Source organism: Burkholderia metallica, assembly GCF_902832845.1.
Taxonomy (GTDB): Bacteria; Pseudomonadota; Gammaproteobacteria; order Burkholderiales; family Burkholderiaceae; genus Burkholderia; species Burkholderia metallica.
This window is the reverse complement of record NZ_CADFDB010000007.1, coordinates 301,684-327,228: the sequence shown is the minus strand read 5'-3', so window position 1 is coordinate 327,228 and position 25,545 is coordinate 301,684. Positions and strand designations below refer to the sequence as shown.

The window sequence follows — 25,545 nt, the reverse complement described above, 5'->3', positions numbered from 1 at the left end:
CGGTCGCGCCATTCGCTCCGGCTGCGAAGATGCGACCGTCCTCCTTACTTGCCAACGCTGCCCAGCGTACCCAGCAGCCCCGTGACCGGTGCCAGCAGGCCCGTCGAGCCGCCGCCCGATGCGGCCGTCCCCGTGACGCTGCCGACCAGCGACGTGACCGGCGCGAGCGGGCTCGCTCCCCCGGATCCTGCTGCGCCGCCGACCGCTCCGGTGACAGTATTCAGCAAACCGGTGACCGGCGCGAGAGGGTTTGCACTGCCGGCGCCACCTGCAGCACCGCCGAGCGTACCCGTCACCGTCGACACGAGATTCGTGACGGGGGCGAGCGGGCCGCCGCTGCCGCCAGCCGCGCCGCTCAGCGTGCCGGTGACGGTGGAGACGAGGCCCGTGACGGGCGCGAGCGGGCTGCTGCCCGACCCGCCGGTCGCGCCGCCGAGTGCGCCCGTGAGCGAGCCGAGCGGCGTCGAGCCGAGACCCGACAGCAGGCCACCGAGCGGGTTCGTCGAGCCGGAGCCCGACGACGTGCCGCTCTGTACGGTCGCCGTCGAGCCGCCGACGAGGCTCGTGATCAGGCCGGGGATCGGTGCCGCGCCGTTCGGGCCGTTCGGGTTGACGAGGCCCCCCGCGTTGGTCACGGTGTTGCCGACCGCGGTCACGAGCTGGCCGACGTCGCCGACGAGCGGCTGGCTCGACGTGCCGCCGACCTGCTTGCCAGCCGAGCTGATCGCGCCGCCGATCTGGCCGAGCAGGCCCGAGACGGGTTGGCCGAGGCCGGTCGTCGTGCCGACTTGTTGCGTGATCTGGCCGGCGGTGATCACGAGCGGCGTGATCGCCGAACTGAGCGGCTGCGTCACCTGCTGCACGGCACCCGACGACAGCGTCGAACCGATCGTCGTGCCTGCGGCCGTCAAGCCGTTGGCCACCGTGTCGAGCACGGTGCCGACCGGGGTCGTGACGGGCGCGAGCGGTGCGAGCGGGCCCGTGCCGAGCGCCTTGACCGTCGAGCTCAGGCCGGACACGGTGTTGCTCGTCGCGCCGACCACGTTGCCGAGGCCGGCGACGGTTGTACCGACCGGATCCTTGGCCGTGCCGATCTGACCGAGCCCGTTGCTCACGGCATCCGCGGCTGCGCCGACGATCGTGCCGGTGCTGGAGAGCGTGCTGCCGACGCCCTTCGTCACGCCGTCGCCGAGGCCCGGCAAGCTGATGTTGCCGACCGTGCTGCCGAGGTCGGTCGCCGTCTGGCCAACCGTGCTGACGACACCCTTGGTGCCGGTGGACGTGCCGCTGGTGCCGCTCGTGCTCGGCGTACCGCTCGTGCTGCTCGGGTTGTTGTTGCTGCTGGTCGGCGGCGAGCTGACGCCGCCGCCGCCGCAGGCGGCCAGCAGGCAGGCCGCGGCGAAAGCGGTGAGGGGCACGCGCCACTGGCGCACGGCGGCCGTCGTGAGGGAACGTTGCTGCGACATGATGGACTCCTCGCTGTCTTGTCGATTGATGGATGTTGGTTTACTTGCCGTGCGTGCCGCCGAGCAGGCCGCCGATCAGCGACGTGACGGGGGCGAGCGGATTCGACGACGAGCCCGAGTTCGTGACGGCACCCGTGCCGCCGCTCAGTGCCGGTACGCCGACCGTGCTCGTTACCGTGGACACGACGTTCGTCACCGGGGCGAGCGGGCTGCTGCCGCCGCCTGCGCCACCCGCCACGCCGCCGAGTGCGCCCGTTACCGCACCGAGGAGACCGGTGACCGGTGCGAGCGGGCCGCCGCTGCCGCCTGCTGCGCCGCCGAGCGCGCCGGTGACCGTGGAGACGAGGCCGGTGACCGGTGCGAGCGGGCCGCCGCTGCCGCCTGCTGCGCCGCCGAGTGCGCCGGTGACCGTGGAGACGAGGCCGGTGACCGGTGCGAGCGGGCCGCCGCTGCCGCCTGCTGCGCCGCCGAGTGCGCCGGTGACCGTGGAAACGAGACCGGTGACTGGTGCGAGCGGACCGCTGCCGCCACCCGTTGCGCCGCCGAGTGCGCCGGTAACCGTCGAGACGAGGCCCGTGAGCGGTGCGAGCGGGTTGGTCACGCCGCCGGTGCCGCCCGTGAGCAGGCCGCCGACGGCCTTCACGGTGTTGCCCGTCGACGAGACGGTGTTGCCGAGACCCGTGGTGACCGGGTTGCCGCCTGTCGATGCGAGGAGCGCGCCGGCCTGGTTCAGCCCGTTGCCGACCGTGCCGAGCAGCGTGTTGACCGGTGCGCCGAGGCCGGTTGCCGTACCGATCGTCTGGGTCGTCTGGCCGACCATCGTCGTGATCGGCGTGATGGCCGAGCTGACCGTTTGCGTGACCTGCTGGATCGGGCCCGTCGACAGCGCGTTGGTGAGCGTGGTGCCCCCGTTCGATACGGCGCCGCCGAGCGTCGACACGAGGCCGCCGACGGCGCCCGTGACCGGCGCGAGCGGCGACAGCGGACCGCTGCCGAGGCTCGTGACCAGGTTGCCCGTTTGCGTGACTGCGCCGCCGAGCTGATTGACCACGCCGCCGGTGCTGGCGACCGTGATGCCGACTGGATCTTTCGTTGCGCCGAGCTGGCCGAGACCGTTGCCGAGGCCGTTGCCCAGTGCGGTGACTGCGCCGCCGACGCTTTGCACGATGCCGCCCGCGGCTTGCGTCGTGGCCGGATTGACGCCCGGCAGCGTCTGGCTGCCGATGACGGAGCCGAGGCCGGAGACGGTGCCCCCGGTATTCGTGATGATATTGCCGGTGCCTGCGAGGACATTTCCCACTGGATTTGCCGACACACCCGAGGTGCCGGACGTACCGCTCGTTCCCGACGTACCGCTGGTGCCGCTCGTACCCGAAGTGCCGCTGGTGCCGGACGTACCGCTCGTGCCGGAGCTTCCGCTGGTGCCCGAGGAGCCACTCGTCCCCGACGTACCACTCGAGCCCGACGTGCCACCGCCCGACGTGGAGATCGAATCGCCGCCACCCGAGCTCGAGCCGCCGCCGAGCCCTTGGCTGATGGAACCGGAACCGCCGCACGCGGAGAGGGAAAGCATGGCTGCAACGGTGGCCGCGATCAGAGTCGTCCGGAACACGCCATGAGGGATAACCTTGATGTCCATTTTGTCCTCGCGTTAAGAATGTGTTGTGAACTGCGTTGTGTTGAGTGGTGCGAGGACTACTCTGCAACTGTCGTGCCATTTCGATGCCGGACGGTTCGACGGCAGGTTTTAAACGGGGCAATTCCTTGTCGGAAAAGGAATTTAGGCTGATTGAAAGATTGTTGAATCTGTTTAACTGCAGACGAATGAGAACGGTTTCGCGCGTTTCGTAACGTAACGTCACAACATTGGCGTTACGCGTGCGGCGTAACGTGGGACCCACAGGCTTGGTGGACGAGGCAATTGTTTTACTGGTGGATTAGGTGTGCACATCTAACCTATCGTAAATCCTATGTGTAAGTCGTACCGAAACGCCGTACAAATGCAATGTGCCCAGGTCATTTTTTTCGATCCGGGCCGTTAAAAGAGGTTGGAAGTTAAATTGGATCGGATATAGAATCCGGAACAGATGTAAGGAAATGTACGGTTCGGTACACTACGTTCGAGGAGGGTCACTATCGCGAATGTTAACTTGCATCAGATCGTGAGCAATGCCCTTCGGGGCGACCTATAAAGAAAGCGCACCCGGCTGACGCTACGGCAGATGTGGCGAACGGTTGGGGCAAAACGGCCAGATATGCGGGGACGTATACGTATAAAAGGCCAGAAAACGTAAATACAGGCACGAGGAATAAAATGAAAGCAATCATCAAGCGTTTCCTTAAGGAAAACGACGGGGTTACCGCGATCGAGTATGGGCTGATTGCGGGTCTGATCGCTGTCGCGATCGTCGCCGGGGTGACGAACATCGGCAGTAGTCTCGGTAACATGTTCACCAATCTCGGCACCTGCGTGTCCACTCCTTCTGCAACGAACTGTTCCGCCGCTGCAATTCGGGCGGCAGCCGCGAACGGAGGTTAAGTCGACTTCTTTCATGGAAGTCTTCTTGGCGCAGTAGCGGGCGGACTGCTTCGGTAATCCGCCCGCCCTTGCATTTGCTGCGGGCGTGGTGCGATGGAACATCTTATTTTCAGCGGGGTATTCCTGGCCTGGGCGGGTTTCGTCGCGGTCAGCGATATTCGCTTCCGCCGTATTTCGAACGCGCTTGTTCTGGCCGGATTAGTGGGCGGATTGGGCAGTGCATGCGTGGTCGCGAATCCATTTGGCATTTCGCTGCATCAGGCAGTCGCCGGCATGCTGGTTGGCCTGATCGGGCTTATGCCGTTCTTCCTCCTGCGCGTCATGGGCGCGGCAGACGTAAAGATATTCGCCGTACTCGGTGTGTGGTGCGGTGCGCATGCGCTGCTTTGGCTCTGGGTAGCCGCCAGCGTGGCTGCCGGCGGACATGCGCTCGTGCTGATGCTGCTGTCGCGTACGTCGCTCGGGGGCCTGTGGCGACGGCGCCAGCCGGCGTTGACACTCGGGAGATACCGGGCGACGCCCTATGCCGCATGCCTTGCCGTGCCCGCTGCTGCATGGCTGATCTTTCTTGCCGCAACGGGGGGCGTGCGATGAATCGACGGAGTGCGTGGCGCGGATACCGGCGGCAACGCGGAGCGACGGCGGTCGAGTTTGCGATCGTGTTTCCGCTGTTCTTCCTGATTTTCTACGCGATTCTGAGCTTCGGAATGATTTTCCTCATTCAGCAGAGCCTGACGCTGGCGGCCAGCGAGGGCGCGCGTGCCGGATTGAACTACGCACCAGACCTCCAGACGCGCGTCGCGAATGCAAAGACGGCTACGCAGAACGTTCTCGGCTGGTTGAACAGCGGTCCGCCCAACGTGGCGGCGCAGCAATGCAACTACAACGGAACGCCTACGCCGCTCTTGTACTGCCTGACCGTCACGGTGAGCTATACGCCGGATAGCTGGATGACGATCATGCCGTTCCTGGGGGCGATCATGACGCGACCGTTGACGGGCACGGCCGTGGTACAGATCCCGCAGTCCATGTTGTGAGGCGAACATCATGACGCGATGAGCACGTCACATACGAAGCGCACGACAAGAAGAACCGATTGGATTTTTATTCCGGCATCCATACGACAACATGGCCAACAACTTAACGAAGATCATCGCGGGGCTGCTGATCGCAATCGCCGTTCTGCTCGGAATTTATGCATGGGTGCTCGGACGTAGCGCTTCACGTCCCGCACCCCTACAGCCCGTGGCGACGGCAACCGCAATGCCCGTCGTGATTGCGACGCGCACGTTGCCTGGCGGCCAACCGATCCCGGCCGACGCGCTGAAGGTCCAATCGGCCGCGCCGATGCCGACTGGCGCGTTCAACGATCCCGCTGCGCTCGTCGGCCGCGTGCCGGTCCGGGACATTCCGGCCTCGGCGCCGGTTGTGGCGGACGCGCTGGTGTCGGGGCTGGCTGAGGACGTGCAGCCGGGCGAGCGCGCGGTGGCGGTTCGCGTCGACGAAACCAATGCGGTCGGCAACCGGTTGCGGCCCGGCAATTTCGTCGACGTGTTCGTGAACCTGAAGCGCGAAGGCGGCGGCACGATGCTTGACGGCGAGGTTTCGCAGACGCAGGCGCGACTGCTGCTGTCGAAAGTGCGCGTGCTGACGTTCGGTGACGCGACGCCCGATCACGACAGCGGCAGCAGCAACGGCAGCAACGGCCAGCCTGCGGGCGTACGCATCGCGGTGCTTGCGGTGCCGACCGCGCAGGTCGATGCGCTGACGCTCGGCGAGGCGAGCGGACGCTTGACGTTCGCGTTGCGCAACCCGCGCGACGACGAGCTTGCGCTCCAGACGGTCGCGGTACGGACGGACAACAAACTGTCGCCGTCGGCGCTTGCTGCCGCGGGGGTCTCGCTGCAACAGCTGTCCGGTACGCCGAGAACGCCGGTCGCCAATGTGAGCGTGCCGCCGTTGCCGCCGCGCCTGATGCAGACGGCGCGGCCAAGCGGGGGCGGCAGCATCGAGGTGATCCGCGGCGGCCGGGCGGAAACGGTTGCCTATTGAACATCGATGGCCATCGATATCAGCGACGACAAGCAAAGGGCCGCGTGACGGTCTACCAAACAATGAAAAACACACTGATTGCATTCGCGATTGCCATCTGTACCCTGACTTTCACATCGCTTGCGAGCGCGAGCGGCACGATCGAGCTCGCGGTCGGCGCGCAACGGCAGATTTCGGCGGGCCGCACGCTGCAGCGCGTCGCGGTCGGGGATCCGGCGATTGCCGACGTGCTGATCATGAAGGGCAGCCGCTCCGGCACCGTGCTGCTGACAGCAAAGGCGCCCGGTGCGACGAACGTGATGTTGTGGGAGCGCGGCCACGACGAGCCGGCAGTCTGGAACGTCGAGGTCGTCGACGCGGCAGCGCAGGCGGTGCTCGACGGGTCCACGCCGCGCGTGAACGCTTACGGCGGCACGGCGGTATTGCAGGGCTCGTCGGCGTCGCTCGACGCGCATGCGCGCGCGTCCGCGGTCGGCAAGAACATGAGCGGGAAGGGCGTGGTGATCGACCGCTCGACGGTCCCCGGCAAGAGCGTCGTGCAGGTCGACGTGCGGGTAGTCGAATTCAGCCGTTCGGTGCTCAAGCAGGTCGGCTTCAATTTCTTCAAGCAAAGCAACGGCTTTTCGTTCGGGTCGTTTTCGCCGGGCGGGGTGCAGTCATATAGCGGCGGGGGCGGCCCCGGTACTGCGGGCTACGTTCCGACGCTCGGGTCGCCCGTCGCGTCCGCGTTCAACCTGGTCGTGAATGCGGCCGGGCGCGGTATTTTTGCCGACCTGTCGCTACTCGAGGCCAACAATCTCGCGCGCGTGCTGGCAGAGCCGACGCTCGTCGCGCTGTCGGGGCAGAGCGCGAGCTTCCTTGCCGGCGGCGAGATTCCGGTGCCGTCGCCGCAAGGGCTTGGTTCGACTGCGATCCAGTGGAAGCAGTACGGCGTGGGGCTCTCGCTGACGCCGACGGTCCTGAGCCCCAGCCGGATTGCACTGAAGGTCGCACCGGAGTCGAGCCAGCTCGACTTCGTCAACAGCGTGACGATCAGCGGCGTCGCGGTGCCGGGCATCACGACACGACGTGCGGACACGACGGTCGAACTCGGAGACGGCGAGAGTTTCGTGATCGGTGGCCTGATCGATCGCCAGACGATGTCGAACGTGAGCAAGGTGCCGCTGCTGGGCGACCTGCCGATCATCGGCACGTTCTTCAAGAATCTGAGCTATCAGCAAAACGACAAGGAACTGCTGATCATCGTGACGCCGCATCTCGTTGCGCCGATCGCGAAGGGGGCGGTGTTGCCCGCGACGCCCGGCGAGTTGTCGGAACAGCGCGACGGGCCGGTGTGGAAATCGTATCTGGGTGGAGCCGCGTCGCCGGACGCTGCTCCGGGGTTTTCGAAATGAGTGCGATGTCTCGCCGGTTGCGGTGCATCGCCACGTCTTGTGTAGTCGGGGGTGTTCGACATGAATGCGCGAATCCAATCACTGTGTGAACCCGCCGTGACCGACTATTTCGTTTGCGCGTCGCAACGCGAGGCCCATGTCCGCTGGCTGGCCGATACGCTTATATCCGCCGGCGCGGTCGAGACTGCCTCGCTCGAGCCGGGCGTGCTTGCACAGCGCATCACGGGGCTCAACCCGGCCATCGTCTTCATCGATTTTTCCGAAAGCGGCACGGCGGCGAGCGTGGCAGCGGCAGCAGTGCGTGCGTCGCATCCGGGGTTGCCCATCGTCGCGCTCGGTTCGCTCGCGCAGCCGGAGAGCACGCTTGCCGCGCTGCGCGCCGGCGTGCGCGACTTCATCGACGTGTCGGCCCCCGCCGAGGACGCGTTGCGCACGACGCGCGGGTTGCTTGCGAACGTCGATGAGCCCGCGAGCCGCCACGGCAAGCTCGTCGCGTTGCTCGGCGCGCGCGCCGGCATGGGCGTGAGTACGCTCGCCGCGAATCTTGCCGTCTGGCTGCAGAAGCATGCGACGAGCGCGGGGGCGGCGGGCGTGTCGAATGGCGGTACGCCGGCGGGGCGCCAGACTGCGCTCGTCGATCTGGGTCTGCCGGCAGGCGATGGCGCACTCTTCCTGAATACCCGTTGCGAATTCGATTTCATCGACGCGGTTCACAATCTGCGCCGCATCGACCGGACCTTCGTGAACACCGCGCTGACCCGGCACGAAAGCGGAGTGGCATTGACGACGCTGCGGACCGATCTCGGCGCGCTGCGCGATGTCTCGTATGCCTCGTGCGCCGGCTTGCTGAACCGGTTTCGGGCATTTTTCGATCAGCAGATCGTCGATCTTGGCGGCTTTTCGAACCGCGAGTTCGTTGCTCAGATCGCGAACTTGGCCGATGAAGCATGGCTTGTCTGCGACCAGGGCGTTGCGTCGATCGTGTCGGCGGCCGACCTGCTGACCGGCCTGCGCGACGCGGGAGTCGATACCGATCGCGTCCGCCTCGTCGTCAACCAGCACGACCCCGCGCTCGACCTGACGCCCGCACAGATTGCCGAACGTCTCGGCCTGTCGCTGGTTGGCGCCTTGCCGTCGCGTCGCGTCGCGATCGGCCATGCGGCAAACCAGGGTCGGCTCATCGTCGATATGGCGGAGCGCGATCCGTACGTGCGCGCGCTCGAGTCGCTTGCCGCGCGCCTGCCAGGCGTGTCGGTCAGGGCGGCAGCGCCGCGTCCGGCAACCGGCCTGGCAGCGCTGAAGCGCTTCATTCAACCCTCGTCCAAGCGGTCGTAAGCGATGGCACACGACATTCAATTCGCAGACGGCGCTGCGCCGTTCTCCCAGACGCAGCAATTCCACGACATCAAGAATGCCGCGCACGAGCACTTGCTGACGCGCATCGAAGAACTGGGCGCCGAGTTCGGGCGATGGTCGCGCCAGGCGATCAACCAGTTCGTCGATCTCGAGATCGACAGCTTCGTGCGCCTGCGCCGCATTCCGCTCAACGAGAACGAGGTACGGACGATCGCGGAGGCGCTGACAAAAGAGCTTGCGGGCTTCGGGCCGATCGAGGACCTGCTCGCAGACCCTGCCGTCGAGGACATCCTGATCAACGGGTACAACGACGTATACGTGTCGCGTCACGGGATCCTCGCGAAGCTGCCCGTACGCTTCACCGACAACGCGCATCTGCTGCGGATCGTGCGGCGCATTCTCGCGCCGATCGGCCGTCGTCTCGATGAGTCGAACCCGATGGTCGACGCGCGACTTCCCGACGGCGGCCGCGTGAATGTCGTGATCGAGCCGCTGTCGATCGACGGCCCGGTCGTGTCGATCCGGAAATTCCGCAAGGATCCGCTGAAGCCGTCCGACCTGCTCGGCAACGGGACGTTCAACGAGGAGATCAACACGCTGCTGCAGGCGGCGGTCGAGGCGCGCTGCAACATTCTTGTGTCGGGCGGCACGAGTTCCGGCAAGACTTCGCTCCTCAACGCACTCGCGTTCCATATTCCGGAAATCGAGCGTGTCGTGACGATCGAGGACACGGCGGAGCTGTCGCTGAACCACCCGCACGTCGTGCGTCTCGAGAGCCGTCCGGGCGGGTTCGACGGCACCGGCGTCGTGTCGATTCGCGACCTGCTGCGCAATACGTTGCGGATGCGCCCGGACCGGATCATCGTCGGCGAAGTGCGCGGCGGTGAAGTGCTGGAAATGCTGCAGGCGATGAACACGGGCCACGATGGATCGATGGGTACCGTGCACGCAAGTTCTCCGCGCGAGTGCCTGTACCGTCTCGAGATGCTCGCGGGTTTCGCGGGTTTCCAGGGCACCGAGTCGAGCCTGCGCCGGCAGATCGCGAACGCGATCGACTTCATCGTGCAGATCGGTCGATTGTCGAACGGGCGGCGGCGGATCCTGTCGATCACCGAAGTGACCGGGCTGTCGGACAACATCATCGCGACGCAGGAGCTGTACCGCTACGAGGCGCGCGTGACGCCGGAAGGCGAGGAAGTCGATCACTGGGAGACGCTGGGCATTCATCCGCATTCGCCGAAACTCGCGCGCTTCCGTCAGTCGCTGACGAGCGGCGGATTCGGCGACGGCGGGTTCGGTGGTGGCTTCGGCGGCGGGTTCGGCCGTGGCGGCGGGGGCTTCAATGTATAGCGCGATGGTATGGGTGCTGGCGTTCGCGATGCTGTGCGTCGCGGCGGCGATGATGCTGTGGCGTCACGCCGAGACCCATCGCGGGCGTACCGACGCGAAGCGCTTCATCGACAGCCGGCTCGAACCCGGCGCACGTGCGGGCGTCACCGCGCAGGCGGGGCGTGTGACGGCGTCCGGAACCTCGCGTGCCGTGCCGCAACCCGGCGCGGCGGGAAAGGCATCGCGCGAGACACTCTGGGCGCACTGGTATGCGACAGCAGCCGAGTATCTGTCGAACCTCGCGAGTCGTGCGGGAATCGACGACGCGCGCGGCAAGGCGCTCGTCGCGCTTGGCGCGCTCGCCCTGGTCGCGATCGTCGCTGGCAGCCGCGGTGGCATGCTGGCCTGCTTTGCTGCGATCACCTGCGGAAGCGCGATGCTCGGCGTGTGGCTCGCATCGCGGATCCAGCGCCGACGACTGAAGATCGTCCGGCAGATCCCGTCGTTCCTCGACGGGATCGTACGTCTCGTGACACTCGGCAACAGCGTGCCGGCTGCTTTCCAGGCGGCGTTGTTGACGACGGAAGAGCCGTTGCGCGGTTGCCTCGACGTCGTGTCGCGGATGCTGCGCGGCGGGATCGAGATCGATCGCGCAATGATGCATATCGCGAAGATCTACCGGACCGAAGAGTTCGAGCTCGTGGGCTCGGTGCTGCGCCTGTCCGTCAAATACGGCGGCCGCGCGGACGTGATGCTCGAGCGAATGGCCGTGTTCATGCGCGATCTCGAACAGGCGGAGCGCGAATTGACCGCGATGTCGTCGGAGACGCGGCTGTCGGCGTTTGTCCTCGTCATGCTGCCGATCGCTATCGGCAGCTTTGTCGTGATGACCAATCCGAAGTATCTGTACGGAATGTGGAACGATCCGAGCGGCCAGTCGCTCCTCACGATTGCGTTTCTGGGGCAGCTCGTGGGCAGCGTATGGCTGTATCGAATGGCCCGGCTCAGGTGATGCTATGACGGCAACTCAAATCGGATCAATTGCGTTGGCCCTGGGTGCGCTCGGGGTGCTGCTGCTCGGCATGGTCGTCATGTTGCGGGCGAGTGCCGCGACGCGTGCCGAGCGGGCGCTGGTCGATGCGCTGGAGCAGCGTATGGCCGCACTCGAGGCAGCGAAAGCGCGGCCCGCGCCGGACGGCGACGCACGGGCGAAATCCGACGCGCGCGGCGGCCATCGCGTCGAGCGTTTTCTGGACCGCTTGTCGGCGGCAGGCATGCGCTGGCTGGATACCGGCTTCGGCCGATACGTGGTGGCGGAAGAAGATCGGCGCCTGCTTGAGCAATGCGGCTATGTCGATGCGCGCACGCGTGGGTTATTTCTGAGCGCGCGGGTCGCATGCGGGATCGGGCTGCCGCTGCTGTTCGCGATTTTCGCGAGCGGACGGATGAAGGGCAGCATCTGGATCATCGGCATGTTCGCCGCGTTCGGGATCGGCTTCATGTTGCCGAAGCTCTATGTAAGACGTCGCGCGGCGTCGCGGCGGCAAAGCGTCGTCGACGAGCTGCCGCTGCTCGTCGACATGCTGCGTCTGTTGCAGGGCGTCGGGTTGTCGCTCGACCAGAGCCTTCAGGTGGTGACGAACGATTTTCGCGGGATGTTACCGGTCTTGTCGTCGGAGGTCGGGATTGCCCAGCGCCAGTTCGCTGCCGGCCGCACGCGCGAGCAGTCGCTGCAGCGGCTGTCGAGCGGGTTCGACAACGAGGATTTGCGCGCGATCGTGCGATTGATGATTCAGGTCGACAAGCATGGCGGTGCGGTGCAGGAACCGCTCAAGCAGTTCGGCGACCGGTTGCGCGAGACGCGTCGCGCGATGCTGCGCGAACGGATCGGCCGATTGACCGTGAAGATGACCGGCGTCATGGTATTGACGCTGTTGCCCGCGCTGCTGATCGTGACGGCCGGCCCGGGCATGCTGGCGGTGATGCGCGCGTTGTCTTCGCATCATTGAAGGAAGGACAGGCGATGAAGCGAATCAGCGAAACGATGACACGGATGGGCATGCTGGCAGCGGTACTGCTGCTCGGTGCATGCGCCACCAAGGAAAGCGGATATGGCGTCGGCGTGCAGACCGAGCGCGCCGCGCTGATGCAGGCGGCCGATCAGAAGCAGTCGGTGCCCGATACGCCGGGGATGTATCTGGGTCTGATTCAGCGCATGCAGACGCAGGGGCTCTATTTCGCTTCGCTCGCGCACATCGACTCGTACGACAAGACATACGGCGTCATGCCGGAATCGATCCTGTTGCGTGCGGATGCGCTGCGAATGACCGATCAGCCGGTCGCAAGCGCGGCGGCGTACACGCAACTGTTGAAGACGCCGCTCGCCGCGCGCGGCTATCGGGGGCTCGGTTTGCTTGCGGGGGCGGCGGGCGATTTCGGCCGGGCCGTGCAGGCGTTGACACAGGCGTCGGAGCTCGCACCGACCGATCCGTCGTTGCTGTCCGACCTCGCTTACGCGAAGCTGCGCAGCGGTGACGTCGTCGGCGCACGAGTCCCGCTGATGAAGGCGGCCGAACTCGATCAGCGCAATCCGAAGATCGTCAGCAATCTCGCGCTGTATCTGATGGCAGCAGGACGAGCGCAGGACGCGCAACGGTTGATGAACCAGCAGCATCTGTCTACCGATATTCGCAAGGACATCAGCGGCGATGCAGCGAAGGTTGCCGCGGCAGTGCGTGCGCAGCAGGGCGCCATCGCGACGCCGCCGGTGGTATCGCGGCGCGCTGCGCCGACGCCGATCATGCCGATGGCGAACAACTTCGGCTACGACCAGACGGTGCCGCTGCTGCAACGATTTGCACAATGAACGGATAGCCGGGGAACGACATGGACGACAACAAACACAATCGCAGTGCACGTGCGGGACGGATCGCGACGCTGGGCGCGCTCGTCTGTATCGCGGTGGGCTCCACCGCTGCATACGGTCAACAGACCGCGACACAGGGCGCGTCCGACGTCGGACGTTCAACCAGGGACTGGCTCTCGATACAGCGTGACAATCGTGCCGCGGCGCCGGCGCAGCCGGTGTTCGGCGATGTCGCGTCGCTTGCGTACCAGCGCTATCTTGATTCGTTCAAGAACAAGATTCCCGATACGCTGAGTTCGCAGCTAGGCGGAGCCGGCGGCATGTCGGGCGGCGGGCAGGGCGCGCAATAAGCGATATGGCTATGCACGCAGATCAGTCACGTGCCGCGCGGCAGCGTCGCGCCGGCAGCCGGGGAAGCAGTCGCCAGCGGGGCAGCGTTGCAATCATGGCGACGATCTGGGTGCTGGTGGCGGTGACCGTGCTGGGTGCGGTTGACGTAGGTCATTTCTACGCGGAAAGACGCCGGATGCAGGCGGCCGCCGATCTGGCCGCCTTGTCGGCCGTGTCGCAAGTGACGACCGACTTGACCTGCCAGGCGGCGAGGACCGCCGCCGGCCAGATCGCAAATCCTTCGAACAACACGTTGCCGATAGGGGCGACCGTGTCCGTGACGTGCGGCATCTGGAGCGCGCCCCAGGGCAGTGGCAGCGCACAGTTCACGTGGGTCTCGGGTGATCCGGTCGGCGGCAAGCAATGCGCCGGGTTGTCTGCCGGTACGGTCACCGGCCAATCGAGCAATGCCGTGTGCGTGACGGTTGCCGAGCCGGTGGACGGGATTTTTCGTAGCGGCGTCACGGTCAGCGGGTCCGCCGTCGCCAAGAGCGCTCCCAGCGACACGTTCACGCTGAGCACATCTGTCGCAGCGCTGAACGGAGGACTGGCTAATCAGTTGCTCCAGGTGCTGACCGGTTCGCCGAATACGTTGAACCTGCAACTGGTCGATTATCAAGGGCTCGCGCAGGTCAACCTGCAACTGGCCGGCATTCTGGCCAATTTGCCGGTCGGCACGAGCTCGGGTGTATTGAACGGTACCGTGACGCTCGGCCAGTTGGCCAACGCGGCCGTGCAGGCGGCGACGCAGCAGAATCTGGTCGGGGCGAACCTTAACGTCCTGAACGCGATCGTCGCCTCGCTTTGCTCCGGGACGGTTTGCGGCGGTCCGCAGATCGCGCTCGGCCAGTTGGTTTCTGCCGCAACCGCTACGGGATCGTCTGCCGTCAACGCCAGCGTCAATGCACTCGGATTGTTGTCGACGGCACTACAGATCGCGAACGGCACGAATTCGGTCAATATTCCCAGCGTCACGGTTCGTACCCCTACCGTGCTTTCACCGCTGCTGAACGTCACCGTGTCGGGCTCGGTCAAGCTGGGTGCAAATCCGCCGTCCACAGCGAGCGGTCCGCCCGGTCCGTCGAACTGCGGGACGTCCAATTGTTTGACCAATACGTCGACCGCGCAGGGGAACGTCTTCCTCAATACGTCGATTTCGCTGCTCTCGACCTGTCCTACCGGTGGGCTTGTCTATCCGGGGGGCACGTGTCCCTCGGGCAGTCCCACGCCGCTTGCCGCGGTGCAACTGCCGATCACGGCCTACGTGGCACCGGCGACAGCGGGCCTGGCGTCGGTCACCTGCTCCGCGAACGGCACGAAAAGCGCGACGGTGAACGTACAGACCGGGGTGCTCGCCGTGTACGTCGGCGGCACGGCGAATACGCCGATCAACCTCAACGCGCCGTCGGGGTATTCGCCGGACGGCGGCGCCGCTCCGATCTCGCTTGTGTCCGTCAACCTGTCGAGCCTGCTCGGCCTGTTGAACCTGGGAGGCTTGTCGTCGACACTGGCAACGTTGCTCAACGTCCTGACGTTGGGTATCGTCAATTTGAACGCCATTTCGGTCAACATCAGCCTATTGCCCGGGCAGATGACGGTTCCCGTCGCCAATCAGAATCCGACGCCGCTGGTGTTCACGTACCCCGGACCGGGATCGTCTGCTTCGCCGAGCCCGGCATCGCCGTACACACTGGGGACGGGCACGGATCAGTTCCTTTCCCCGGCGGTGACGGGCATCGCGAACAGCGGCTTGAAAGTGTCGCTGTCGCTCGGCGATAGCGGGTTGCTCGGGTTGCTGAAGGCAGTGGGGATCGATTTGAGCGGCGTATTGAGCCAGCTATTGACTACCTTGACCGGGCCGCTTCTTACCGCGCTGGCGAACACGCTCGTTCCGCTGCTCCTCCAACCGATCGATTCTCTCCTGACCTCCGTCACGGGCCTGCTCGGCCTGAGCCTGGGAAATGCCTATGTCACGAACACGCCGGATTCGATCAAATGCGGCAACCCGATGCTTGTTCAATAAATACCTGAGCGCTCCGTTATCGATAAGGGTGGCGTCTTCACCCGCGACCGATCGTTGACCAGCAATGCCGAGCAATTTGTCAATCACTGAAGCCGCACCCGAAACATGAGAACCACGCCCGCAATCGAAGAGCTCGACCTGTACGTCTGGGAAGGCAAGGCGGACATCGTCGACCGCGTCGCCCGGTGCATGGCGAGCTTCGACGTCGAAGTGATCCGCGCCGACAACGCGGCGATCTCGCCCGAACGCGCCGCGCTGCGGCGGTCGCTGGCGATCATCAGCGTGACGATGATCGAAGGCGGCGCGGCCTTCCTGCGCGACTGGCAGGCCAACATCGGCATGCCGGTCGTCTGGGTCGGCGCGGCGCGCGACCACGACGCGTCGCAGTATCCGCCCGAGTATTCGCACATCCTGCCGCTCGACTTCACGTGCGCCGAACTGCGCGGCATGATCGGCAAGCTCGTCACGCAACTGCGTGCGCACGCAGCCGAAACGTTGCAACCGTCGGAACTCGTCGCGCACTCCGAATCGATGCAGGCGCTGCTGCACGAAGTCGATACGTTCGCCGACTGCGACACCAACGTGCTGCTGCACGGCGAAACCGGCGTCGGCAAGGAGCGCATCGCGCAACTGCTGCACGAAAAGCATTCGCGCTACCGGCACGGCGAATTCGTGCCGGTGAACTGCGGCGCGATTCCGGACGGCCTGTTCGAATCTTTGTTCTTCGGCCATGCGAAGGGATCGTTCACGGGTGCGGTTGTTGCGCATAAAGGCTATTTCGAGCAGGCGGCAGGCGGCACGCTGTTCCTCGACGAAGTCGGCGATCTGCCGCTGTATCAGCAGGTCAAGCTGCTGCGCGTGCTCGAGGACGGCGCGGTGCTGCGGGTCGGCGCGACGGCGCCGGTCAAGGTCGATTTCCGTCTGGTCGCGGCGAGCAACAAGAAGCTGCCGCAACTCGTGAAGGATGGGCTGTTCCGCGCCGATCTCTACTACCGGCTCGCGGTGATCGAGCTGAACATTCCGTCGCTGGAAGAACGCGGTGCGGTGGACAAGATCGCGCTGTTCAAGTCGTTCGTCGCCGAAGTGGTCGGCGAGGATCGGCTCGCCGAGTTGTCCGACCTGCCGTACTGGCTGACGGATTCGGTCGCGGACAGCTATTTCCCCGGCAACGTGCGCGAACTGCGCAACCTGGCCGAGCGTGTCGGCGTGACGGTGCGGCAGACGGGCGGCTGGGATGCAGCACGGTTGCAGCGGCTGATCGCGCATGCGCGCAGTTCGGCGCAGCCGGTGCCGGCGGAGAGCGCGGCCGAGGTGTTCGTCGATCGCAGCAAGTGGGACATGAACGAGCGCAACCGCGTGATTGCGGCGCTCGACGCCAACGGCTGGCGGCGTCAGGATACGGCGCAGCAGCTCGGCATCAGCCGCAAGGTATTGTGGGAAAAAATGCGCAAATATCAGATCTTCGACGAGGAGCCCGAGACCCGCGAAAGTGAGTAATTAATGAGATAAAATCGCGCTGAATTACAACGACTCGGGCGGGAATAGAACTTCATGAGCCATATGACGGGGTTGGGAAGGGCGTGCGTGTTGCTCGCCATGGTGGGAGGCATGCAGGGCGCATACGCGCAAAGTCTGGCGGACAGCGGTTCGCCTGCCGTACAGCAAGCGTCGGCGCCGGTGGCCGCGATTCCGGTGATCGATTCGCAGGCACAGACGTCGCTGCAGCCGCAGGCGGGCGAAACGACGGGGCCGAGCACGGTCGACGACCTGCAGCGCCAGATCCAGGCGCACACGCTGACGGAAATGCGCACGAGCTACAACGGCAGCTACGGCGCGAGCCTGCTGTTCAACGTAAAGGACGGAGCGTACTTCGTCGCGCTGTTCCAGCAGAAGGCGTTCTGGCGCGTGATCAAGACTTACGACGAAACGCGTGCGGAAGCGATCTACCGCGATTTCTCGCACCAGGCGGAGCGGCTGGCCGTGAACGAACTGAGGGCGGCGAAGCTGGAGTCGCAGAAGGCGCAGATGGACAAGCAGATCGAAGTCACGCAGGATCGTGCGCGACGTCTGCAGGCCGATATCTCGATCGCCCGCCAGCAGCAGGCGGCAGTCGCGGATCGCCAGAAGAGCGTCCGCAGCGAGACGGCCGCCTTGCAGGCGCAGCAGGCTCAGCTTCAGGCGCAACTGCGGGCGTTGCAGCAGCAGGTGCGTTCGTTGCAGCGCGAGGCCGACGCGGGCCTGCCGACGACGGCGCGCTGAACCTGGCGACGGTGCGGCGACATGCCGCGCCGGCCGCACCAGTAAAAAGGGCAAGCCGGTTGGCTTGCCCTTTTGTTTTACTGGCCGTCCGGAACGATTCGCCGGCGCCGGGTCACGATCACCGGCCCGTTGCCGCCGCGGGAATCCGACGACGAAGCGTTGCCGTTGCCGGATGCATCGCCGGTGTCGCGCGGGGCGCCGTAGCTTTCGCGCGGTTCACGGGGTTCGCGCGGGGCGCCGTAGCTTTCGCGCGGCTCACGGGGTTCGCGCGGGGCACCGTAGCCTTCGCGCGGCTCACGCGAGCCGTAACCCTCCCGCGGTTCGCGCGGTTCGCGCGAGCCATAGCCGCCGTGCGAGCCATACGGGCTGTGACCGCCGCCTTCACGGCCGCCGGGGCGCCCGCCGGTGCGGGGCCCGCGGGGGCCGCCGCCGCCCGGGCGCGAGCCGCCCGTGTCGAGCTGGATCGTGGAAATCGCGCGCTTGTAGATGCCTTGCAGACCCACGGGGGTGCGCAGCATCACCAGGTACTGGTCGAACGACTCGATACACCCCGTCAGACGAATGCCGTTGACGAGATAGATTTCAACGCGCTTACGTTCCTTGCGCGCCGAATTGATGAAGTCGTTTTGCGGATGGGATTCTGCGGGATTGGCCATTGAGGTGCGGCAGGAGCCTGCGTCAGAGAATATGTTGTGCGTGTGTGTGTGGCGAGTTCGTCCACAAGACGTTTGGCGGAATTCTACCTTGTTCAATAGGGAAGCGCGCAGTCGTGATTGTGTCGAACCGTAACCCACTATAGACGGTCCGGGCCATTTTCGCGATTCGGCCGAACGGCTAGAACCGTTTCGTTACGTCGCGTTACGGCGCTCGCAACGACGTACCGCCTGGGTTCGCGCGTGTTTCTTACATGGGCTGCGCATACCGCTCGGCTCGCCATATCAGGGATTCGGAACATGAGCAAGGGGCGTTGGGTAAAGCGGCGCGGCGTTGCTTGCGTCCGACCACGCGATGCCGGGGCATGTCGACCTTATCGGCCGACATTGGCTTAACCGGTCGCGCCGGCGCCAGTCCGTATGGCGCCGTGGTCGGCCGTGGTCGCCTGTCCGGGCTAACCAGACGGCTAGCACGGCGATGGCGATTGAACGGGGCATGTCGACGCGCATCAGAACGCGTAGTCGGGGTTTTTCGGGTCGAATGCGGTGTCGTCGAACGTCGCCGGCGCGATTTTCTCGATGACGATCCGCTCGAAGATCTTGCCGTCGTTGTCATAGGACTCGACGGTCCGGAAATAGGGCGCGTGCAGGTCGAGCCCGAGGATTTCCTTCTTCGCATAGAACTGCGGCCGGCCGGTCGGGGTTTCGTAGGTGAGCGCGACGACGCGCACGCCGCCGATCGTTTTGGCCTCCACGTCGGTGGGCCGCTGCACGCCGGCTTCCAGATACTTCTTCCCTTCGGTCAGGTACAGGTTCGTGATGAACTCGGTGCCGAGATCCTTCACCTGATGATTCGACTGGGCGCGCGCGAGTGCGCCGTCGAGTGCCGTCCACAGCGGAATCTTGCCGAGCAGGCCGCCGAGGTGGCCGTACATCTCGTCCTTGCGCTGCGTCGTGTCGTAGATCGTTTCTTGCCCCGCATGCGCGCCGCCCGGCAGCCATTTCGCGTAGACGCGCAGCGGCTCGCGGGTGGTCTTCACGAGCATGCGGTCGGGCGTGTCGGACCATTTTCCGCTGATGCGCTCCTGGCGCACCATCGTGAACTGGTATGCCGGATAGCCGTTGGGACCGTTGCGGATATAGAGCGGCACGGCGAGCGGATCGAGCGCCTTGAAGAGCGCGGTGAGCGTCGCGTCGTCGAGTTGCGCGAGCGTGCCGCGCTGTGCGGCCGTGCGCAGCCAGCGCGCCTGCTGCGCGACCGGCTCGCGCGTGACTTTCGCGAGGTCCGCCGGCAGCGTGACGGCTGCTGCCGCGCTCGCGGCGTCGGTCGTTTCCTGGGCATGCAGGCTCGCCTGCGCGAGCGACAACAGGCATGCGACTGCCACGGCGGCGGCATGCCGCGCGTGGCGTTTCTTTCCTTCGTTCATCGACGGCGTCTCCGGGGGCGATGGATCGTTCAGCCTTGCTTCGCGGCCTTGAGTTTGGCGAGTTCCTCGTCGCGCAGTGCGCGGCGCAGGATCTTGCCGACGTTCGTCTGCGGCAGTGCGTCGCGGAACTCGACGAATTTCGGCATCTTGTAGCCGGTCAGGTTCTTGCGGCAGTGCGCGAGCACGTCGTCGACCGTCAGCGACGGATCGCGGCGCACGACGAACACCTTGATCCGCTCGCCCTGCACGTCGTCGGGAATGCCGATCGCCGCGGCTTCGCTGATGCCCGGATGCATCACCAGCACTTCCTCGATCTCGTTCGGATACACGTTGAAGCCCGACACGAGGATCATGTCCTTCTTGCGGTCGATCAGCCGGATGAAGCCGTGTTCGTCCATCACGCCGATGTCGCCGGTGGCGAGCCAGCCGTCGGCGTCGATCACCTTGGCCGTCTCGTCGGGGCGCTGCCAGTAGCCGCGCATCACCTGCGGACCGTGCACGCACAGCTCGCCCGGTTCGCCGACCGGCGCCCAGGTGCCGTCCTCGCGGCGAAAGCGTACGACGGTGGACGGCGCGGGCAGGCCGATCGACCCGCTGAACGCGGCCATGTCGTTCAGGTCCACCGGGTTCATCGTGACGATCGGCGAGCATTCGGTCAGGCCGTAGCCTTCGACGACCGGCCGCCCCGTCACCTGCTGGAAGCGTTCCGCGACCGCGCGCTGCATCGCCATCCCGCCCGCCATCGCGAGCTTCAGCTTCGAGAAATCGCGCTTGCGGAATTCCTCGTTGTCGAGGAACGCGTTGTACAGCGTGTTGATGCCGGTGATCCCGGTGAACGTCTCGTTGCGGATGATCTTCATCACCATCTTCATGTCGCGCGGGTTCGCGATCAGGATGTTGCGCCCGCCGAGCCCCATGAAGATGAATGCATTCACCGTCAGCGAATAGATATGGTACAGCGGCAGCGGCGTGAGCACGGTCTCGACGTCGCCCGATACCTGGTCGGCGATCCACGCCTTCGCTTGCAGCAGGTTCGCGATCAGGTTGCCGTGCGTGAGCATCGCGCCTTTCGCGACGCCGGTCGTGCCGCCCGTGTACTGCAGGAACGCGAGGTCGTCGCGCGTCGTCTGCACGGGCTGCGGCTTGACGCGCGCGCCGAGCGCGAGCGCGGAGCGAAGCCGGACGGCCTGCGGCAGATGGTAGGCCGGCACGAGCTTCTTCACGTGCTTGAGCACGAAATTGATCAGGCGTCCTTTCGCGTTGAAGCCGTCGGCGAGCAGGTCGCCGAGCGCGGTGACGACGATGTTCTTCACCTGCGTTTCCGGCAGCGCGTCCTGCAGCGTGCGTGCGAAATTCTCGAACACGACGATCGTCTGCGCGCTGCTGTCCTTCAACTGGTGCGCGAGTTCGCGCACGGTGTAGAGCGGGTTCACGTTGACGACGATCGCGCCGGCCTTCAGCGAGCCGAACAGCGCGACCGGATACTGGAACGTGTTCGGCAGCATGATCGCGACGCGGTCGCCGGGCTTCACGCCGACGCTTTGCAGATACGACGCGAACGCGTCGACTTTCTGCGCGAGCGCGCGGTAGGTCATCGACGCACCGGCGCTCACGTAGGCGACGCGGTCGGCGAAGCGGGTCGTGCATTCGTCGAAGAACTGCACGAGCGACGCATATTGCGCGACGTCGATCTCGTGCGGAACACCGGGCGGGTATGACGCGTACCAGATGCCGTCGGTGTTCGGCGGAACCTGCGCCGCGGTGCTTGCTGCGGAAGATGACATGACGAGTCTCCGGTGTTTGCTTTTGACGAGGGCGGGCGCTTCTGCGCCGGCCCGTGCCTCGTGCCGCATGGTCGATCGACGGGGCGCCTCGACGCCCTGCACGACCGCGCGTATCGATCAAATCGTGAACAGGAAGCCGCGCGTGGCCTCGCGCGCTCAGTTCGTGGAATGCAGCGTCGCCGTATCGGCAGTGGCCGGGCCCGACTGCGGCAGCCCGAATGCTTCGCTGGCGCCTGCGTCGTCGAGCACGGCTGCGAAGATCGACAGTTGCGCGCTGTCGGGCATCGGCGCTTTCAGCGCGGCGACGATCAGCGACGACAGCCGCGCGATCATCTGCACGTCGTTCATCGTGCGGCCTTGCGAGAACTCGTCGATCAGGCTTTCCGTTTCGGCGCCCGCGAGCGCGCCGGACAGCGCGCCGATCGCGAAGTGCAGGCGCCAGCCGAGCTCGGTGCGCGGCAGATGCGGCAACGCGCGCTGGAATGCATCGAAGAAGCGGCCCGCGACGCTGGCATAGTGCGCGGTCAGGAAGTTGCGCACGAACGGCGACGGATCGGTGTACGCACGGCCGATCAGCCGCAGGAACCCGGGCCCGCCGCGTCCGGGATCGCGCGACGCCTTCAGCGCGGGAATGAACATCGCGCCGAGCACGTGCTCGCAGGTGATGTGCGTGCCGAGTTGCGCATCGAAGCGGTCGAGGATGCCGAGGCGTTCCTGGTTGAGCTGGTCGAGCCGGCGCGACAGCATCGCGTGGATCAGCGCTTCCTTGCTGCCGAAGTGGTAGTTGACCGCGGCGAGGTTGACCGCCGCGCGCGAGGTGATCTGGCGCATTGACATCGCCTCGAAGCCATGCTCGATGAACAGATCCTCGGCCGCATCGAGGATGCGTGCCTTCGTTCCGCCGGTCTGCCGCGTGCCGGATGACCGTGCCCCGGACGGCCGTCCCGCGGCTGGCCGCCCCTCCTGACTTACTGCCATGTCCCGCCTCCCATGCCGGTCCCCCGGCCGCGAACTGGTGATTTGTTTGTCTGATTCAAACAGCCGTTTTTATTAAGATAAAAAATCGCGGACGGAGCGGGCAAGCGGGGAATCTGGACAAATTCCTCTAGTTCGATGTGCGAATGCGGAATGGATCGCGCGCGCCCTCGGCAGGGCGGGGCACGCGCGATGATGCAATGCGGCAATGCGCGCGTTCAGCCGACCGTGCTACGCGTATTGACCGATTGCGTCATGTCGATGCCGCGCCGCTCGCGGCTGAACAGGATCAGCACGGCGATCGCGACGGCGACGATGCCGGCCACGAGTGCGAGCGCGAAGCTGTAATCGTTGCCGTTCGAAACGGCGAGCGACGCCTGCATCGTCGCGTTGCCCGACGCGAGCAGGTTGCCGAGCTGGTAGACGACGCCGGGGAAGGTCGCGCGGATCTCGTCCGGCGAGATCTCGTTCAGGTGAACCGGGATCACGCCCCACGCGCCCTGCACCGAGATCTGCATCAGGAACGCCCCCGCGGCGAGCGCGACCGGGCCGCTCGAGAACGCCCACAGCGGCAGCACGGGCAGCGCGATCAACGCGGCGATGAAGATGGCCCGGCGCCGGCCGATCCGCTCCGAGATCGAGCCGAACGACAGGCCGCCGACGATCGCGCCGATGTTCAGCACGATCGTGATCCACGACACGGTATGCGGATCGAAGTGATGCTGTTCGCGCAGGAAGGTCGGATAGAGATCCTGCGTACCGTGCGAGAAGAAGTTGAACGCGGTCATCAGCACGATCGCGTAGATCGTGAGCTTCCAGTTCTGCTTCAGCGTGGCGCCGAGGCTCGGGCGCGGGCGCTTCTCCATCTGCTTCCACGCCGGCGATTCGGGCACGTGCGCGCGCACGTACAGCACGAGCAGCGCGGGCAGCACGCCGACCATGAACATCCCGCGCCAGCCGATGTACTGGTAGAACAGGCCGAACACGACGGACGCGAGCAGGTAGCCGCTCGGGTAGCCGGCCTGCAGCAGCCCCGACACGAAGCCGCGCGCATGGGTGGGCACGGTTTCCATCGTCAGCGCGGAGCCGACACCCCATTCGCCGCCCATCGCGACGCCGAACAGCGCGCGCAAGACGAGCAGCGCGGTCAGGCTCGGCGCGAAACCCGATGCGAGTTCGAGCAGCGAGTAGCACGCGATGTTGACCATCAATGTCGGGCGGCGGCCGAAGCGATCGGCGAGCCGGCCGAAGATCAGTGCGCCGAGCGGGCGCATCGCGAGCGTCAGCGTGAGCGCGAACGCGACGGCGGGAATCGTCGACCCGAATTCGGCGGCGATGTCCTTCAGCACGAAAACCATCAGGAAAAAATCGAACGCGTCGAGCGTCCAGCCCAGGTAGGCGGCGATCGTGACGTTGCGTTGTTCGCGGGTCCAGCTCATGTCCGAGGTCTCCTCGTTGGCTTGCGCGCTCACGATGTGCATGCGGATGCCGGCCCGGCCTGCGCGCGGTGCGGGGGCATGGATCGAGTGTAGGCTGCGGCGCCGCGCGATGTGGGGCGCGATAACGCCGAATCGGGAATAATCCCTACGAAATGAACTGTTTCGAAAACGGCAACGGCGCCGCATGAAACCGGCGACAGCCATCTGTATCATTCCGGAAGGGCGTTTGTATCTGTTTTGTAATACGCCCGATGCGCATTGCCACCGAATCAGGAGTCCCGATGAACGAACGTTCCGCCGCTACGCTGCCCGTGCTCGAAACCGCGCGGCTGTGGCTGCGTCCGCGCGTGCTGGCCGATCTCGATGCGTGTATCGCGATGGATCGCGATCCCGAGGTCACGCGGCACATCGCGGGCCCGTGGCACGATCCCGTCGAGCATCGGCGCTTCGTCGCGCACCGGATCACGCGCGACTATCCGCCGGGTCTCGGTTACTGGTCGATCTTCGAGAAAGCCGCACCCGATGCGTTCGTCGGCTGGATCCTGCTGATTCCCGACTACGCGGACGGCGCGCGCGACGTCGAGATCGGCTGGCGGCTGGTGCGCGAGACCTGGGGGCGCGGCATCGCGAGCGAAGCCGCGCAAGCGGTCGTGCGGCATGCGTTCGACACCGTGCGCCTGCCGCGCGTGATCGCCGATATCGCGGAGGCCAACAGCGGCTCTCTGAATGTCGCGCGCAAGCTCGGGATGCGGCGCGTGAGCGTCGTGCACGACGGCATTCCTTACATTCGCCATCGTCTCGAACGCAACGATCTGCGCGCGTAGCGCGGCGTCGTTCGTGCGGGAGCAGTCGGGCGGTTGTCAGAGATCGTCAAGCGGCCGCGTATCGAGGTCATGACGTATTAACGTCTCCTGCGATCAGGAGTATCGTTGCCGGAATTTCGCAACATGGGATACCACCATGGCACTGGGCAACGATGTTCACCTGATTCCCGTCAAGCTCGAAGAACTGCGTCCCACGCAGATGACGGTCGGCTATCGCGAAGTCAAGGCGAAGCGCAAGCACTGGAAAACGCTCGGCAAGCGCGCGCGCAAGGCCGCGATCGAATCGCACTGGTTCCCGGCGGTACTCGGCCCGGACGGGCTGCACTACATCACCGATCACCACCATCTCGGCCTCGCGCTGATCGAGGAAGGTGAGTTGCGCGTGAACGCGATGCTGCTGAAGGACCTGTCGTGGCTCGACGACACGATCTTCTGGCGGATGATGGAACACAACCAGTGGGTGCATCCGTTCGGCGCGGACGGCACGCGCCGCGACTACGCGAATCTGCCGAAGGCGCTCACGGGCCTCGTCGACGATCCGTACCGCAGCCTCGCCGGCGAGCTGCGCACGGCGGGCGGCTATGCGAAGGACGCGACGCCGTTCAGCGAATTCCTGTGGGCCGACTACCTGCGCCAGCACGTGTCGCTGGACCAGATCCGCAAGAACTTCGCGAAGGCGCTCGATATCGCGCTGCATCGCGCGCACGACCAGGATGCACGCTATCTGCCCGGCTGGTCGGGCGTCATCGCCGCCAAGCCCTGATTCCGC

23 protein-coding genes are annotated in these 25,545 nt (G+C 65.6%); 16 read left to right on the top strand and 7 right to left on the bottom strand.

Annotated elements, in window-relative coordinates; translation table 11 throughout:
* Positions 1-44 precede the first annotated feature (44 nt).
* The gene (locus HWX08_RS21270) at positions 45-1,466 is read right to left on the bottom strand and encodes a collagen-like triple helix repeat-containing protein (RefSeq protein ID WP_174921118.1); all 1,422 of its coding nucleotides are present in this window, start codon (positions 1,464-1,466) and stop codon (positions 45-47) included.
* Between the two features lie 40 nt (positions 1,467-1,506).
* The gene (locus tag HWX08_RS21265; protein ID WP_175807062.1) at positions 1,507-3,105 is read right to left on the bottom strand and encodes a collagen-like triple helix repeat-containing protein; all 1,599 of its coding nucleotides are present in this window, start codon (positions 3,103-3,105) and stop codon (positions 1,507-1,509) included.
* Between the two features lie 675 nt (positions 3,106-3,780).
* Between HWX08_RS21265 and HWX08_RS21260 the strand changes: the two genes are divergently transcribed.
* From HWX08_RS21260 to HWX08_RS21195, 14 genes are all read left to right on the top strand, one after another.
* Positions 3,781-4,005, top strand: coding sequence for a Flp family type IVb pilin (locus HWX08_RS21260; protein WP_174921120.1), 225 nt, complete (start codon positions 3,781-3,783; stop codon positions 4,003-4,005).
* A gap of 93 nt (positions 4,006-4,098) precedes the next feature.
* Positions 4,099-4,599 (top strand): A24 family peptidase, encoded by a 501-nt coding sequence (locus tag HWX08_RS21255; protein WP_174921121.1) that lies wholly within the window; start codon positions 4,099-4,101, stop codon positions 4,597-4,599.
* On the top strand, positions 4,596-5,042 hold the full coding sequence (locus HWX08_RS21250) for a TadE/TadG family type IV pilus assembly protein (RefSeq protein WP_174921122.1): 447 nt from the start codon (positions 4,596-4,598) through the stop codon (positions 5,040-5,042). The genes HWX08_RS21255 and HWX08_RS21250 overlap by 4 nt, the downstream gene beginning before the upstream one ends.
* Before the next feature lie 91 nt (positions 5,043-5,133).
* Entirely contained in the window at positions 5,134-6,057 is a 924-nt protein-coding gene (gene cpaB / locus HWX08_RS21245; RefSeq protein WP_174921123.1) for a Flp pilus assembly protein CpaB, read from the top strand.
* 62 nt (positions 6,058-6,119) lie between these two features.
* Positions 6,120-7,451, top strand: a complete 1,332-nt coding sequence (locus HWX08_RS21240; RefSeq protein ID WP_174921124.1) for a type II and III secretion system protein family protein — start codon at positions 6,120-6,122, stop codon at positions 7,449-7,451.
* Positions 7,452-7,511: 60 nt separating this feature from the next.
* Positions 7,512-8,786 carry a fimbrial protein gene (locus HWX08_RS21235; RefSeq protein ID WP_174921125.1) on the top strand — a complete coding sequence of 425 codons (1,275 nt, stop codon included), beginning with the start codon at positions 7,512-7,514 and terminating at the stop codon, positions 8,784-8,786.
* Positions 8,787-8,789: 3 nt separating this feature from the next.
* Complete coding sequence (locus HWX08_RS21230; RefSeq protein WP_174921126.1) at positions 8,790-10,157, top strand: TadA family conjugal transfer-associated ATPase; 1,368 nt, start codon at positions 8,790-8,792, stop codon at positions 10,155-10,157.
* Positions 10,150-11,148 carry a type II secretion system F family protein gene (locus HWX08_RS21225; RefSeq protein ID WP_174921127.1) on the top strand — a complete coding sequence of 333 codons (999 nt, stop codon included), beginning with the start codon at positions 10,150-10,152 and terminating at the stop codon, positions 11,146-11,148. Before HWX08_RS21230 ends, HWX08_RS21225 begins: the two co-directional genes overlap by 8 nt.
* A 4-nt stretch (positions 11,149-11,152) precedes the next feature.
* A complete protein-coding gene (locus HWX08_RS21220; protein ID WP_174921165.1) occupies positions 11,153-12,145 on the top strand; it encodes a type II secretion system F family protein in 993 nt (330 codons plus the stop codon).
* A 14-nt stretch (positions 12,146-12,159) separates the two neighbouring features.
* Positions 12,160-13,002 carry a tetratricopeptide repeat protein gene (locus tag HWX08_RS21215; RefSeq protein ID WP_174921128.1) on the top strand — a complete coding sequence of 281 codons (843 nt, stop codon included), beginning with the start codon at positions 12,160-12,162 and terminating at the stop codon, positions 13,000-13,002.
* 20 nt (positions 13,003-13,022) lie between these two features.
* Positions 13,023-13,352: a DUF3613 domain-containing protein gene (locus HWX08_RS21210; protein ID WP_174921129.1), complete on the top strand. Its 330-nt coding sequence runs from the start codon at positions 13,023-13,025 to the stop codon at positions 13,350-13,352.
* A gap of 5 nt (positions 13,353-13,357) precedes the next feature.
* Positions 13,358-15,415 (top strand): pilus assembly protein TadG-related protein, encoded by a 2,058-nt coding sequence (locus tag HWX08_RS21205; protein ID WP_425128462.1) that lies wholly within the window; start codon positions 13,358-13,360, stop codon positions 15,413-15,415.
* A 105-nt stretch (positions 15,416-15,520) separates the two neighbouring features.
* Positions 15,521-16,912 carry a sigma 54-interacting transcriptional regulator gene (locus tag HWX08_RS21200; protein WP_174921131.1) on the top strand — a complete coding sequence of 464 codons (1,392 nt, stop codon included), beginning with the start codon at positions 15,521-15,523 and terminating at the stop codon, positions 16,910-16,912.
* A gap of 54 nt (positions 16,913-16,966) precedes the next feature.
* Positions 16,967-17,674: a DUF2968 domain-containing protein gene (locus HWX08_RS21195; protein ID WP_069256503.1), complete on the top strand. Its 708-nt coding sequence runs from the start codon at positions 16,967-16,969 to the stop codon at positions 17,672-17,674.
* Between the two features lie 77 nt (positions 17,675-17,751).
* On the opposite strand, the gene hfq is transcribed toward HWX08_RS21195, so the two are convergent.
* The 5 genes from hfq to HWX08_RS21170 form a co-directional block, all read right to left on the bottom strand.
* The gene (gene hfq, locus HWX08_RS21190; protein WP_069256504.1) at positions 17,752-18,330 is read right to left on the bottom strand and encodes an RNA chaperone Hfq; all 579 of its coding nucleotides are present in this window, start codon (positions 18,328-18,330) and stop codon (positions 17,752-17,754) included.
* Positions 18,331-18,836: 506 nt separating this feature from the next.
* Entirely contained in the window at positions 18,837-19,754 is a 918-nt protein-coding gene (locus HWX08_RS21185; RefSeq protein ID WP_174921132.1) for a DUF1571 domain-containing protein, read from the bottom strand.
* A gap of 29 nt (positions 19,755-19,783) precedes the next feature.
* Complete coding sequence (locus HWX08_RS21180; RefSeq protein WP_174921133.1) at positions 19,784-21,538, bottom strand: AMP-binding protein; 1,755 nt, start codon at positions 21,536-21,538, stop codon at positions 19,784-19,786.
* A gap of 156 nt (positions 21,539-21,694) precedes the next feature.
* The gene (locus HWX08_RS21175) at positions 21,695-22,516 is read right to left on the bottom strand and encodes a TetR/AcrR family transcriptional regulator (RefSeq protein WP_069256507.1); all 822 of its coding nucleotides are present in this window, start codon (positions 22,514-22,516) and stop codon (positions 21,695-21,697) included.
* 215 nt (positions 22,517-22,731) lie between these two features.
* A complete protein-coding gene (locus HWX08_RS21170; protein WP_107311290.1) occupies positions 22,732-23,952 on the bottom strand; it encodes an MFS transporter in 1,221 nt (406 codons plus the stop codon).
* Between the two features lie 281 nt (positions 23,953-24,233).
* Here HWX08_RS21170 and HWX08_RS21165 point away from each other — a divergent pair, with 281 nt between their 5' ends.
* Together HWX08_RS21165 and HWX08_RS21160 are read left to right on the top strand one after the other, a co-directional pair.
* Positions 24,234-24,776 (top strand): GNAT family N-acetyltransferase, encoded by a 543-nt coding sequence (locus tag HWX08_RS21165; protein WP_174921134.1) that lies wholly within the window; start codon positions 24,234-24,236, stop codon positions 24,774-24,776.
* Between the two features lie 136 nt (positions 24,777-24,912).
* Positions 24,913-25,539, top strand: coding sequence for a ParB-like protein (locus HWX08_RS21160; protein WP_174921135.1), 627 nt, complete (start codon positions 24,913-24,915; stop codon positions 25,537-25,539).
* The last annotated feature ends 6 nt before the right edge of the window (positions 25,540-25,545 follow it).

Excerpts from the sequence above, each read along its gene's own strand:
- HWX08_RS21170 (WP_107311290.1), bottom strand. The coding sequence starts at position 23,952 with ATGAGCTGGACCCGCGAACAACGCAACGTCACGATCGCCGCCTACCTG.
- HWX08_RS21230 (WP_174921126.1), top strand. The coding sequence starts at position 8,790 with ATGGCACACGACATTCAATTCGCAGACGGCGCTGCGCCGTTCTCCCAG.
- HWX08_RS21205 (WP_425128462.1), top strand. The coding sequence starts at position 13,358 with ATGGCTATGCACGCAGATCAGTCACGTGCCGCGCGGCAGCGTCGCGCC.
- HWX08_RS21195 (WP_069256503.1), top strand. The coding sequence starts at position 16,967 with ATGAGCCATATGACGGGGTTGGGAAGGGCGTGCGTGTTGCTCGCCATG.
- HWX08_RS21240 (WP_174921124.1), top strand. The coding sequence starts at position 6,120 with ATGAAAAACACACTGATTGCATTCGCGATTGCCATCTGTACCCTGACT.
- HWX08_RS21270 (WP_174921118.1), bottom strand. The coding sequence starts at position 1,466 with ATGTCGCAGCAACGTTCCCTCACGACGGCCGCCGTGCGCCAGTGGCGC.
- cpaB (WP_174921123.1), top strand. The coding sequence starts at position 5,134 with ATGGCCAACAACTTAACGAAGATCATCGCGGGGCTGCTGATCGCAATC.
- HWX08_RS21165 (WP_174921134.1), top strand. The coding sequence starts at position 24,234 with ATGAACGAACGTTCCGCCGCTACGCTGCCCGTGCTCGAAACCGCGCGG.
- HWX08_RS21185 (WP_174921132.1), bottom strand. The coding sequence starts at position 19,754 with ATGAACGAAGGAAAGAAACGCCACGCGCGGCATGCCGCCGCCGTGGCA.
- HWX08_RS21250 (WP_174921122.1), top strand. The coding sequence starts at position 4,596 with ATGAATCGACGGAGTGCGTGGCGCGGATACCGGCGGCAACGCGGAGCG.
- HWX08_RS21235 (WP_174921125.1), top strand. The coding sequence starts at position 7,512 with ATGAATGCGCGAATCCAATCACTGTGTGAACCCGCCGTGACCGACTAT.
- hfq (WP_069256504.1), bottom strand. The coding sequence starts at position 18,330 with ATGGCCAATCCCGCAGAATCCCATCCGCAAAACGACTTCATCAATTCG.
- HWX08_RS21210 (WP_174921129.1), top strand. The coding sequence starts at position 13,023 with ATGGACGACAACAAACACAATCGCAGTGCACGTGCGGGACGGATCGCG.
- HWX08_RS21180 (WP_174921133.1), bottom strand. The coding sequence starts at position 21,538 with ATGTCATCTTCCGCAGCAAGCACCGCGGCGCAGGTTCCGCCGAACACC.
- HWX08_RS21160 (WP_174921135.1), top strand. The coding sequence starts at position 24,913 with ATGGCACTGGGCAACGATGTTCACCTGATTCCCGTCAAGCTCGAAGAA.
- HWX08_RS21175 (WP_069256507.1), bottom strand. The coding sequence starts at position 22,516 with ATGGCAGTAAGTCAGGAGGGGCGGCCAGCCGCGGGACGGCCGTCCGGG.
- HWX08_RS21260 (WP_174921120.1), top strand. The coding sequence starts at position 3,781 with ATGAAAGCAATCATCAAGCGTTTCCTTAAGGAAAACGACGGGGTTACC.
- HWX08_RS21265 (WP_175807062.1), bottom strand. The coding sequence starts at position 3,105 with ATGGACATCAAGGTTATCCCTCATGGCGTGTTCCGGACGACTCTGATC.
- HWX08_RS21225 (WP_174921127.1), top strand. The coding sequence starts at position 10,150 with ATGTATAGCGCGATGGTATGGGTGCTGGCGTTCGCGATGCTGTGCGTC.
- HWX08_RS21215 (WP_174921128.1), top strand. The coding sequence starts at position 12,160 with ATGAAGCGAATCAGCGAAACGATGACACGGATGGGCATGCTGGCAGCG.
- HWX08_RS21220 (WP_174921165.1), top strand. The coding sequence starts at position 11,153 with ATGACGGCAACTCAAATCGGATCAATTGCGTTGGCCCTGGGTGCGCTC.
- HWX08_RS21200 (WP_174921131.1), top strand. The coding sequence starts at position 15,521 with ATGAGAACCACGCCCGCAATCGAAGAGCTCGACCTGTACGTCTGGGAA.
- HWX08_RS21255 (WP_174921121.1), top strand. The coding sequence starts at position 4,099 with ATGGAACATCTTATTTTCAGCGGGGTATTCCTGGCCTGGGCGGGTTTC.